The 11625-nt window shown below is 48.9% G+C and carries 9 protein-coding genes; 2 read left to right on the forward strand and 7 right to left on the reverse strand.

The window, feature by feature from the left end:
* Nucleotides 1-25: 25 nt before the first annotated feature.
* Nucleotides 26-2536 carry an Ig-like domain-containing protein gene (locus Q4Q49_RS08115; RefSeq protein ID WP_311999086.1) on the forward strand — a complete coding sequence of 837 codons (2511 nt, stop codon included), beginning with the start codon at nt 26-28 and terminating at the stop codon, nt 2534-2536.
* 137 nt (nt 2537-2673) lie between these two features.
* On the opposite strand, the gene Q4Q49_RS08120 is transcribed toward Q4Q49_RS08115, so the two are convergent.
* Nucleotides 2674-4005 (reverse strand): APC family permease, encoded by a 1332-nt coding sequence (locus Q4Q49_RS08120; protein WP_311999087.1) that lies wholly within the window; start codon nt 4003-4005, stop codon nt 2674-2676.
* Nucleotides 4002-4157, reverse strand: coding sequence for a hypothetical protein (locus Q4Q49_RS08125; protein WP_311999088.1), 156 nt, complete (start codon nt 4155-4157; stop codon nt 4002-4004). The genes Q4Q49_RS08120 and Q4Q49_RS08125 overlap by 4 nt, the downstream gene beginning before the upstream one ends.
* A 388-nt stretch (nt 4158-4545) precedes the next feature.
* Here Q4Q49_RS08125 and Q4Q49_RS08130 point away from each other — a divergent pair, with 388 nt between their 5' ends.
* Nucleotides 4546-4947 (forward strand): hypothetical protein, encoded by a 402-nt coding sequence (locus Q4Q49_RS08130; RefSeq protein ID WP_220776333.1) that lies wholly within the window; start codon nt 4546-4548, stop codon nt 4945-4947.
* A 90-nt stretch (nt 4948-5037) separates the two neighbouring features.
* Here Q4Q49_RS08130 and Q4Q49_RS08135 read toward each other — a convergent pair whose 3' ends face one another.
* From Q4Q49_RS08135 to tldD, 5 genes are all read right to left on the reverse strand, one after another.
* A complete protein-coding gene (locus Q4Q49_RS08135) occupies nt 5038-6183 on the reverse strand; it encodes an ABC transporter permease (RefSeq protein WP_311999089.1) in 1146 nt (381 codons plus the stop codon).
* A 1-nt stretch (nt 6184) separates the two neighbouring features.
* Nucleotides 6185-7402, reverse strand: coding sequence for an ABC transporter permease (locus Q4Q49_RS08140; RefSeq protein ID WP_172481251.1), 1218 nt, complete (start codon nt 7400-7402; stop codon nt 6185-6187).
* Between the two features lie 80 nt (nt 7403-7482).
* On the reverse strand, nt 7483-8457 hold the full coding sequence (locus Q4Q49_RS08145) for an HlyD family secretion protein (RefSeq protein WP_006083247.1): 975 nt from the start codon (nt 8455-8457) through the stop codon (nt 7483-7485).
* A complete protein-coding gene (locus Q4Q49_RS08150; RefSeq protein ID WP_311999090.1) occupies nt 8447-9868 on the reverse strand; it encodes a TolC family protein in 1422 nt (473 codons plus the stop codon). The genes Q4Q49_RS08145 and Q4Q49_RS08150 overlap by 11 nt, the downstream gene beginning before the upstream one ends.
* A 265-nt stretch (nt 9869-10133) precedes the next feature.
* Nucleotides 10134-11582, reverse strand: coding sequence for a metalloprotease TldD (gene tldD, locus Q4Q49_RS08155; RefSeq protein WP_311999091.1), 1449 nt, complete (start codon nt 11580-11582; stop codon nt 10134-10136).
* Between the last annotated feature and the right edge of the window lie 43 nt (nt 11583-11625).

Here is an 11625-nt window from a genome sequence, read left to right on the forward strand (position 1 = left end):
CTTCAGCCCCACAAGGATGTTGCTTATGCGACTTAGCAAAACGTTATGTAGCCTAGCTTTGCTTTTTATTGGACTATTTGGACTCGGGGCCTGTAACGGCCCTGCGGACGAAGATAACGGTGGCACAGATGCCACTGACGGTATCTATAAACTGTCTATCGACTTTAAAACCTTATCGGGTTCTGAATGCGGCAGTTTGACTTCACTCCATAGTTTCCCTAAAGACACAGGTTTTTGCGCAGTCGCGAAGTTAAAGAAAGGCTCCGCTACAGTGAGCTATCAGAAAGTCGACTTTACGACAGACCTTGGTGTATTAACACCTAATAGCAAACTAACAGACAATAACGGTGAAGCCATTATTATCGTTAGTAATCCTGATTTACTTGTCAATGCAGGGACAATTACTGCAACGACAACTCCAAAAGATTCCACAACGGCGCTAACAGCTACGCGCAAGTTTGAGTTTTTAAGTGCTAGCGATGGTACCTCTCCTGCAGCTCCTAAACTCAGCGCCAGTATTTTAAATAGCTCAGCCTTAGTGACTCGCTTCAAAGTCGATGAGTCGGTACAACTGCAAGCCATATTGCTCGATAGCGAAAGCAACGGCATCGAAGGCGCGAAAGTGACGTTCAGCGCCGGCTCTGCAGCGCTGAATCCTGCAAGTGCATTAACCGACAATCAAGGTATTGCCCAGGTGCCTTATACGCCAAGTGCAACTGAATTAGGGGCAAACTCCCTCACAGTAACAGTGGACTATCAAGGTCAATCGTTGCAAACCAGCAGTCTGTATGAAGTTTTGAGTAAAGATGCCGTCAATCAAGAAGGTACGCTGAAACTCGGCTCATTCAATGGCGCTGTCTTTACTGAAGGTAAACTGGCGAGCACCTTAACCGCCGATGCCAATGGCGCATATAAGATCAGCGCAGGCGGCAGCTTTGGGGTGACCGCAAGTTTAGTCTTAGAGGCCAATGACGGTACTATTACCCGAGTGCAACCCCCCTCTTCCATCAGCTTTAGCTCAGATTGCACCAGCAGTAATAGTGCGACACTCGATACCCCAGTTACGACCTTATCGGGTAATGCGAGCTCAACCTTCCAAGACACAAGTTGCAGTGGCAACAGTGAACGTAGCGACCAAATCATCGCCACGACAGTAGCAGGCAATCAGACGCTAACGGCAAATTTCCCGTTCACACTGCAACGCCAAACGCTTGCCAGCTTAAGTTTTGAGTCAGCAGAGCCAGCACTAATTCGCATTAAAGGTGCGGGCGGCACTGGTGCAAGCGAATCCTCTTTAGTCAGCTTCAAAGTCACCAGCGCCAATGGCCAACCCGCAGCGCAGCAAGAAGTCAGCTTTACCTTAGACACTGTGGTTGGTGGTTTAAGTTTTGCTAATGGCACTGCGAATGCGCAAAGCCTGACTAACTCCCAAGGTATCGCCAGTGTGCGCGTATTATCCGGCACTGTCCCCACACCTGTGCGTGTGGTCGCTACCGCCGTTGATACTGATACTAAAGAAGTCATCACTAGCCAGTCAGAGCAACTGACAGTCAATACCGGCTTGCCGCAACAGCTTGGGTTTAGCCTATCAACGACAGTATTCAATCCAGAAGCGGGTGACTTTAATGGTGAAACCGCAACGATCACCATTCGAGCCTCCGATAGTTTTGGCAATCCAGCACCCGATGATACTGCTGTCAACTTCACGACAGAAGGTGGCGGCATAACCTCTCCATGTTTAACTAAAAAAGGGACTTGTAGCGTTGTTTGGACTTCACAAACGGCACGCGTACCCGATCACCGCATCACGATTCTCGCTTATGCCTTAGGTCACGAAACCTTCTTCGATACCAATGGCAATAACATCTTTGATGATGCCGATATCAGTAAAGACATCAATGGCACGCCTGTGACTGACTTGGCTTGTTTAACGAATTCAGGCGTTGCAAAAAAATGCACAGGCAATGGTATGGACATCGAAGCCTATCTTCCTAGTGGTTTTAGTGATCTAGGTGATGCGTTTAGGGATGACAATGAAGATGGCATTAGGAATTCAGCCGAACCATTTTGGAATACTCAAGCAAAAGAATATAGTTTTGCCGATGGTAAATTTAACGGTCCACAATGCGAAAGCACACTCTGTGGCAAAGACCAAGCCAACAAAACCTATATCCGCAAAGCTTTAGTAATGAGCATGTCAGGCTCACAGGCTTATATCAGTGTGATGCAAGACGGTGTGTTATTGCCGAGTGTGAATAACATCAAACCTGTCGCCGTTGGTGCTAGCTCTGAGTTTGTCGTTTATGTCCACGACAGTGCGAATCAAATCATGCCTGCTAACACAAGTATCGAACTTTGCGTCGATTGTGCTGGAGCGCCTAAAACCTTCGAAGTGCCCAATACTGTGTATGCGAAAGGCAGTCTAGGTTCGCCGCTGAAATTTACGGCATCGGCCAATGCCAGTGTATCGCTGAAAGTCACAACCCCTAAAAATGTGGTCACTGACAACTTAGGTTTCACAGTGCCATCGCTTTAAAACTCGATTAAGCAAACTGAAAAGACCCGCGAATGCGGGTCTTTTCAGTTGGACGTTTTATTAGAAGGCTATGATGCCTCAATCAAACCCTTGTCAGTTGTTAGCAATAGCTGCGACTCTATGATCCTATGCAGCAACTAATTTTGTAACTCTACTGCTCGGCGTAAACGTAAGCTACGCAGGGCTAGATATAAAGCTCCCACGGCAGCCCAAATTAATCCCAATTCTAATGACTGTGGCTCTAAGTTTGCCCAAAGCACGCCAATAGTACCCGCGCCACACAGGGGCAGCACTAAGTATTGCAGGTGATCTTTAAAGGATTGATTACGTCGCTCCCTCACATAAAACTGCACTATGACGGCTAAGTTCACGAAGGTGAACGCCACTAAGGCGCCAAAATTCACTAAGGCTAAGGCCATTTCCAAATCAAATGATACCGCAGACAGCGCCAGCGCTCCCACCAACAAGACATTAAATGCAGGGGTACGCCACTTAGGGTGGATATAAGCAAACCCTTTACGTGGCAGCATGTTATCTCGCCCCATTACATACAAAATCCGTGCAACGCCAGCGTGGGCAGCCATGCCGGATGCCAACACGGCTACTGTAGTCGCCACTAATACGATGGACTGAAATAGGTTTCCTCCAACGTAGAGTGCGATTTCGGGCAATACTGCATCAAGCTGTTGAAAGCGGGAAATATCGGGGAAATAAAGCTGAAGGAAATAAGACACGCCGACAAAAATCACCCCACCAATCAAGGCAGTCAACACGATAGCACGAGGAATAACACGCTGCGCATCCTTCGTTTCTTCAGTCAGCGAGCTCAAACCGTCGAAGCCGAGGAAGGAAAAACACAAAATAGTGGCGCCAGTAAATAACGGCACTATCGCCATATTATCGGTATAAAAAGGCCGTACGCTCGCAATCGCACCTTCGCCTTCACCAAGGGAAATGCTATAGGCCATTAATGCTATAAACACGAGGATAATGGCGATCTGCACAAACACTATCACCCCATTAAAGTTAGCCACCAAATCAATCCCTTTAAGATTGAGCAGGGTCATTATGGTCACGAGTGCGAAAATGAAGATCCAAGGTTCGACAGTGGGGAACATGGCCGTTAAATAGATTTTTGCCAACAACATGTTGATCATTGGCATAAACATATAATCAAGCAGTGACGACCAGCCCACCATAAAGCCGACATTCGGACTAAAGGTTTTCTGGGCGTAGGTGTAGGCTGACCCCGCATAGGGATATTTACGCACTAAGTGGCCATAACTGAACGCGGTAAACAAAATTCCCGCCAGCGCGAATAGATAAGACGTAGCCACATGGCCAGAGGTAATCTCGGAAACAATACCAAAGGTGTCAAAAACAGCCATAGGCGTGAGATAGGCGAGCCCCATCACTACCACTTGCCATAAATTGAGGGTCTGCTTCAAACCCGGTTTGTGTTGACTCATGAGCACACCCCCATCACACAGGGTTGAACAGCTAACCATGCATCTACAATTGGTTTTGGCATGTCACTCACCATCAGCACTTTAGGCTTAATGGCTAATTCAACAACTTGATTTACGGCAATGACCAAAAATTCGGCGCACAACAGCCCCATTGATTTGTCCTCATTAAAATAGGTTCAGCCGAACCTCATATCATTTCCGGATGTTTACCGGCCTCAATTGTTTTAAAACGCATACTCTCTAAATAAAAATAACCGAGATACTGAGTACCTCGGCCATTTTTTCGGCGCGCATTCTCCCCCAAAACCAATAAGAAGACAACCCAACAAGGGCACTTTGCTGGCTATCTGCGCGATGAGAGTTAACTTAACGGAATAAGCAGGGATAAGCTCAAGACAGGATAATTGTTCATTTGTATTAAATTTGTTATTGGAAATGAAGCAGATATAGATATAATCGTTCGGCAAAAAATTAAACAGGGGCCGTTTAATTTGCGAAGCGACTGCTTCATTTGTTTTATCGCATCAAAAGGAAGATGACATGCGTAAAATTACTTTAATCTCTCTGGCCATTGGCAGCTGTTTTCTCGCCGCCTGCGCCGCAAAACCACCTATTATCGCTCAAGAAAAAACCGTTGAAATCGATGGTATTAACTTAGTTTTTGGTGGCAGTTTTGATACAGAACGCAAAAACATTTCACTCTCAGTAAATGGCGACTCTGTTATGAAAGGCACTTTCCCTCCTTATACTCCGACCCAAAACTTGAGCGGTAAATACAAGGATTTCAAGATTTCTAGCCAATGCTATTTCGGCTCAGTGCTCAGCAGTCAAGGCGGCGCATTTGGCGCGATTGCCGGCGTCATTCAAGCGACTAAATCGAGCTCAGGCGATAAGTGCGATATGCTCGTCGATGGTAAAATTGTAGAAAGTCTTTACTTCTAAAGATTAATTACAGAAGTACCTAAACTGCCCCTGTAAAGTTCAAGCCCAGTAAACACTCGCGAGATACTCTGTCCCGCGAGTCCATCAAAACTAATTAGCTTCAGCCAACAATCTCACTCTGCGCTTAATACCTAAGATAGCTAAGCCGAAAAAAACCGCAAATAAGCCCCAGAGTTGTAGCCACTTGGGCATCACACTCGCCCAACTTGCGCCCATTTGATTGAGTTCTAACATCCCCATAATCGCGGGTACGGCGGGGATAAACTGCGAACCTAATACTAACGGTTCGGGGATGAGCGCTATCGGCCAGACAAAACCCGACACGAATAGGATTGGCATTGAAATCAACAACAATACTTGGGTCGGTAAATCGCGACGGGTAAACAAGGTGCTCATGGCGACCCCAGCAGCGGCGGTAGCCAATAAAAAAGGCAACAACCATAATGCCACTGTGCCAAGGCTCGCTTGAATACTGACGTGATACCAGTGGTAGCAATAGCCGACGTAGAAGCTAGTAAAAAAGAGATAAATCAACATGAAGGCGAGTATTCGCCCACATAAGAGTTGTAAGGGCGAGACCTGCTGCCAATAGCCTTTCTGGCGCCATTGCCCTGCCCCTAAAATACCTGTGCCTATGAGCAAGGTTTGATGCAAGATCAGCAAAAATAGTCCAGGTACTACATAGGGCGTATAACCTAGGCTTGGGTTAAAGGCAGGCACGCTATTGAGGTGAATCGAGTTGACACTCTGCTCAGCCTGTTTAGGGTTTGTGCCTTGGGCCAACATGCCAATCAATTGCACTTGCTTGCCCGCGTCCATACCCGCGCTCACTAAGCCTTCGACAACCGCGGAGTAAATCAGGAAATAACTGGCGTCACCGCCATAACTTAACGTCACTCCCTTACCCAGCATTAAGTCGCGGCGGAAACCTTCTGGGATCACCAGTAAGCCGTGGGCCTTGCGCGTCTCAATAAAACGCTTCGCCTCGGTAATCGAACCCACTTGGCCTATGACTTGGATTTTTGCACTGGCGTCAGCATGGCGGATCAACTGGCGGCTTAGGGAGGAATGATCTAAATCTACCACGATCAGTTGTTGCTCGGTCGGCACTTGGTTCAGATAAGGTAAAGGATATAAAATCGAATAAAACAGCACACCACCAAACAAGGTCACTGCGATCGCTTTATCGCTAATAATGGCCTTAAGTTCAGTTAATATCAGTCGCCACATATTCATCCTATTGCCCCTTCGCAGGTAAGGCTGCGTCCGAGTCATATGCAGTCACGATAGTATTGGCGGTGATCGTGATGGGCAGTAATTTACGCGATAACAAATATATCAAAGGCAGCAAACAGATAAAGCCCCAATAACCGCTGAGTTGGTTCGCCACATTCGGCCAATCGGCGCCATAACTGACGATACTCACATGGGATTCAATATAGTGGCTCGACGGCATTATCAATCGCCACCACTGCGCCAATTGCGGCATATCATGGGTGGGGAAAGTGATCCCCATAAAGGCAAAAGCGGGCGCAAATAAGGCTGTGCAAAAACTGATAACCCGCGCACTGTCACGCATTACCACAAAGATTAATAACACCACACTCCAGACCGCCAGCAACATCACTAATTGCGCTAACAGCAATAGGGCTAAACTGCCCGCCATCGGCAGCGCGAGATACAAGTACAGCCAAGCTAAAATAAAGCCGCCCTGCAGCATCAATATCGGCGTAAGCAACACTAATTTCGCCAGCACCTTAGGCCAAAAATGCTCGGTTAAGGTATTCGATATGCCATTGACCTGAGTCATGGGCGCGAGATGCAGCTCTCGATTTAAGCTGTTGGCCATGACCAACATAGATAATAACTGCCACAGCGCCACGAGCACTGGCGGCACTAAGAAGCCTATATAGTTGTTATTTCGATTAAACAAAGCCGTTGTCTGGCTTTTGATTGGGCTTAAATTGACTGCCACTTGGGATTTAGGCGTGCCGTTGGCGAGCTGTTTTAAGCCCGCAACTTGCAACAAACCATCACCCAGACTCAACTGAATTTGGCTTGAGAGTAACTTACCCACCAGCAAAAATTGACTGTTGTAGCGCACATCTATGGTGGGCTTGTGGCCAGTGAGCAAATCTTTTTTCATATCATAGGGAAAGACCACGATAGCGTAGACTTTCGCCTGCTGCATCGCCGACACGGCCGCGGCTAAATCGGTGAAGTTTTGTGGCTCAGTCACAGGATTAGCCTTCAGCTGACGGGTCAGCATACGGCTTAATTGACTGTGGTCTTGATCGACAATCGCCACTGGCAGTTGTCTCGGTAAGCCTGCACTGAATAGCCACCACAGGCAGAAAATCCCGATCAGCGGAATATAACTGATCAGCGCCAACTGCCAAGGATCGCGCCACAGCGCACTGAGCTCACGGCGAATTAACGCGATGAGCAAGGCCATAAAGCTTCTGCTCGATGGCTGTGATTCACTCTTAGTCTTGTCGACCGTATTGGCGTTGGGCGTGCGTTCAGTCACGGCTTTTACTCACTGCGCAGCAGCACAGACATGCCGACACGCAGATCGGCAATCGGCTGGCTTGGACGCAATTCCATCTCGAAAGTGCGCATATCAAAATCGTGGCCGCTTTCGGTCGAGCGCCAGGTGGCAAAATCGCCCATGACGCTGATATGGGACACAGTAAATTCCACATCTTGCCCGAGCGCTGGAATATTCAGCTGAACTTTTTGGCCTTGCTTGAAGCGCTTAAGTTGATCTTCGCGCACTTGGAACACGGCCCATGAATCCTGCATGTCAATCAGGCTCACAATCGGAAAACCGCTCGGCGCTAATTCACCTGCCTGCAATAGCACGTCGCTGATTTCACCCGATTTAGGCGCGCGCATTTGGCTATCTTGCATAATGGCGTTAACTTCTTTTACCGCGCCTTCGGCCATACGGGCGTTCCCGGCGGCAGCGGCTTTGGTTTCGACCCGCGCGCCTTCTTGTGCCATTTGATACATGGCTAATGCGGCTTGCTCTGTGTATTTCGCCGCTTGCCATTGGGTAAAGGCTTCATCGCGTTTTTGTCTCGCGGCCACACCTTCGTTGAAGAGATTTTCGACGCGAGTATAAGTAGTTTTAGCCAGCGTTGCCGCTGCCTGTGCCTTGAGCCATTGCTCTTTGGCCGCCATCACTTCTTGGCTACGGGCACCGTTGTTAGCTTCAAGCTGCATCGCTTTAGCGGCATCGCGGCCACCTTCGGCTTGCATCAACTTAGCATCCAACTCAGGGCTGTTGATGGCGAACAGCAAATCCCCTTCGGCCACACTGTCACCACGGCGCACCAGCACTTGCTCGACGCGGCCTGGCACCTTAGAGGAGACATTGTATTCGCGGGCTTCAATCTGGCCCTGCAACAGGCTCGGCTGCGGACTGTAAGCCAGCTTGAGGCCATAGGCCAAGATAAGGCCTAATGCGACCAACGCCACAAGGGCAAGTATTCTGTTAGCGCGCATTGTTTGTCTCCTGCACTTGGGTAAGGGCTATGGTACGACCGATAAATTCATCTAATTGACCACTGATGGCCATTAATCTGGCATAGGCTTGCACATAACGATAACGGGCGGCCAGTTGTTGAGTTTTAACTGCGCTGAGTTTCAGCTCGGCATCGACTCTGTCGATAGAAGTTGAAAGCCCTTGATTAAAGGCGATTTCCCGCAGGCGCAGGTTTTCGGTGGCGAGTTCAAGTGAGGTATCGAGCGCCTTCACTTCTTCTTCGGCCTGTAATAATTGGCGATAGCTTTGGTCCAGTAACAGACTCAAGTCTTGCCGCGTTTGCGCCTTGGTGTAACGGGCCTGCAAGAGTGCACTCTTGGCGGCCTCGACCTTACCACTGCGACCGTCGCGGCTGAGGATGGGCACTTTAACGCCGACACCGACCATCCAATCGGGCTCTACCTGAGAAAACAGGCTGTCATCTTCGTAAAGTGTGTAATTACCAAAGAGGAATACTGTGGGGTAATACTTACCCTGTTCTAATGAAACCAAGCCATTGGCCTGAGCTTCCTTGGCTTCGAGCAATTTAAGCGCTGGATGTTGGCTCAACGTCACTTGAGTGAGCTGACCTAAAGACGGCGCATGCGGCAAGACAAATAAAGGTGACTCTGTGCCGACATCGCTTTGCTGCAACATACGCGACAGGGCGATAACCGCCATTTCATGTTGACGGCGAGCGCTGCCTAAATTGACTTTGGCATTGTCTAAGGCGACCTGCGCATTGAGGCGTTCAACCTTAGCGATTTGACCTTCTCGCTCTAATGCTAGCGCATGGTCGACATGCTTAGTTAAAGAGCCGACAAGATCGGTTTGGGTATTCACCAGCGCCAGCGTGACATCGACAGCGTAATATCGGTCCACCAGCAGGGTAAATAAATCACGGGTGGCGAGCTGTAATTCTTGTTGCTTCTCAGCCACCATAGCCGCGTGTATACCTTGGGCTGCGGTGATCTGCCCGCCCGTATAAATCGGCCACATAGCTTGTAAGCTCGCACGGAAGATATCTTGCTCGGTAAAAGGCGTGACAAACAATGATCCCGGAATACTCGCCAGTGCTCCGCCAAGGGCGGGTGGTAAAGTGGCGGGATCAAGGGAGGCTAAGGGATTGAGATCCCGAAGATCGAGTTCAATCGGTTTTTCGAGGTGGGTATAACTGCCATTAAGGCTCAAGGAGGGCAGATTCAAGCTCTCGCCCGCCTCCTCTTCACCTTTAGCGCGATTCACTTCCTGGGATTGCGCTTGCAACTTGTCGCTCACCTTGAGCACTTGTTGCCAAGCGTCGGTGAAGCTCGTGGGCTGGGCATAACCAGCCAAAGGCAATAAACAAGGCAAGGGCAGTAAACACAGCCAAGCCACACGTGATAGTTTCATTAACACCTCTAGAGTAGTTACTCTAATTTCCTTTGCGAATGATAACATCCATCATGGTAAGCGGCTAGAAGGACGATCACAGAGGATCGAACCTAGTACTCTGCGACCGAGCGACTAAGGCGATTTATCTCCGTTTTGCTCCTTGGCGCTCAACATGCTCATGCACTTAAGCATGAACATACATTTCAATATGAGCCTAAAGCCGAACAAAGCCTTACCTATTACCACGCTTATTGCCATCGCGCATCTAAAAGCTCAACGAATACTAAGCCGTACCACCCACTGTTAAGCGATCTAACTTCAAGGTGGGTTGGCCTACGCCAACAGGGACACTTTGGCCGTCTTTACCGCAAACGCCAACACCTTGATCTAAGGCCATATCGTTACCGACCATAGAAATCTGGCTCATAGCCTCAGGGCCGTTACCGATTAAGGTAGCGCCCTTAATGGCTTGTGTGACTTCACCATTTTCAATCAAATAGGCTTCGGATGCGGAGAACACAAACTTACCCGAAGTGATATCCACTTGACCGCCACCAAAGTTCGGCGCGTAAATGCCTTTCTTGACTGACTTGATGATCTCGCTTGGATCCGACTCACCGGCCGTCATATAAGTGTTAGTCATACGTGGCATAGGTAAATGCGCGTAAGACTCACGGCGACCGTTACCCGTTGGTGCGACGCCCATTAAGCGAGCATTGAGTTTGTCTTGGATGTAACCCTTTAAAATACCGTCTTCAATCAACACGGTTCTTTGAGTCGGCACACCTTCATCGTCGATGCTGAGTGAACCACGACGATTAGGCAAGGTGCCATCATCGACCACTGTCACTAACTTAGAGGCGACTAACTGACCCACCTTACCGCTGAAAGCACTACTGCCCTTACGGTTAAAGTCACCCTCTAAACCATGTCCAACCGCTTCGTGGAGTAATACACCCGGCCAGCCATTGCCTAACACCACGGGCATTTCACCCGCCGGCGCATCGATGGCATTGAGATTGACCTGCGCTTGGCGCACGGCTTCTCGGGCAAAGGCGAAACACATAGGTAAACCAGTGTCATCGCTTGCCATTAATACGCTGTAGTCATGACGACCACCGCCACCGGCGCCGCCACGTTCACGTTTACCGTTTTCTTCTAAGATCACGCTGCAGTTAAAGCGCACCAAAGGACGAATATCGGCCGCTAAAGTGCCATCGCTGGCGGCAATAAGGATTTCTTCGTGCACGCCCGCAAGGCTAACCACCACTTGAATAATGCGGCTATCTAAACTGCGAATAAAAGCATCGGCTTCTTTCAGCAGATTGATTTTTTTGACTTCTTCCATCGCCGCAATCGGATCTAAGCTGTCGTATAATGCCAAGGCTTTTTGACGTTTAAAGGCTTGAACCTGAGTTTGCTCACCGGCACTGGCAATGCCGCGTGCGGCATGAGCGGCAGCGCTTAGGGCTGCTGGCGTAATATCATCGGCATAGGCGAAACCGGTTTTTTCACCGCTGATCGCACGCACGCCTACACCGCGTTCGATATGGAAACTACCATCTTTAATGATGCCGTCTTCCAGCACCCAAGACTCGTGGCGACTACCTTGAAAATAGAGATCGGAATAATCGATTTTGTGCTGATGTATGGTGTTTAGATAGGTTTGCAACCCCTCTAACGCTAACCCATTCTTCAATAAACTTTGCTCTACTTGTGCTAAAAATGGCATCTATGCTCTCTTTGACCCCAAGGGATCTTGATATTCTGAGTGT

Source organism: Shewanella sp. SP1S1-7 (assembly GCF_031932105.1).
GTDB lineage: Bacteria > Pseudomonadota > Gammaproteobacteria > Enterobacterales > Shewanellaceae > Shewanella > Shewanella baltica.

What these genes read in the sequence shown, in the direction of transcription:
- Q4Q49_RS08130 (WP_220776333.1), top strand. Translation starts at nt 4,546, where the DNA reads ATGCGTAAAATTACTTTAATCTCTCTGGCCATTGGCAGCTGTTTTCTC.
- Q4Q49_RS08145 (WP_006083247.1), bottom strand. Translation starts at nt 8,457, where the DNA reads ATGCGCGCTAACAGAATACTTGCCCTTGTGGCGTTGGTCGCATTAGGC.
- Q4Q49_RS08115 (WP_311999086.1), top strand. Translation starts at nt 26, where the DNA reads ATGCGACTTAGCAAAACGTTATGTAGCCTAGCTTTGCTTTTTATTGGA.
- Q4Q49_RS08140 (WP_172481251.1), bottom strand. Translation starts at nt 7,402, where the DNA reads ATGGCCTTGCTCATCGCGTTAATTCGCCGTGAGCTCAGTGCGCTGTGG.
- Q4Q49_RS08125 (WP_311999088.1), bottom strand. Translation starts at nt 4,157, where the DNA reads ATGGGGCTGTTGTGCGCCGAATTTTTGGTCATTGCCGTAAATCAAGTT.
- tldD (WP_311999091.1), bottom strand. Translation starts at nt 11,582, where the DNA reads ATGCCATTTTTAGCACAAGTAGAGCAAAGTTTATTGAAGAATGGGTTA.
- Q4Q49_RS08150 (WP_311999090.1), bottom strand. Translation starts at nt 9,868, where the DNA reads ATGAAACTATCACGTGTGGCTTGGCTGTGTTTACTGCCCTTGCCTTGT.
- Q4Q49_RS08120 (WP_311999087.1), bottom strand. Translation starts at nt 4,005, where the DNA reads ATGAGTCAACACAAACCGGGTTTGAAGCAGACCCTCAATTTATGGCAA.
- Q4Q49_RS08135 (WP_311999089.1), bottom strand. Translation starts at nt 6,183, where the DNA reads ATGAATATGTGGCGACTGATATTAACTGAACTTAAGGCCATTATTAGC.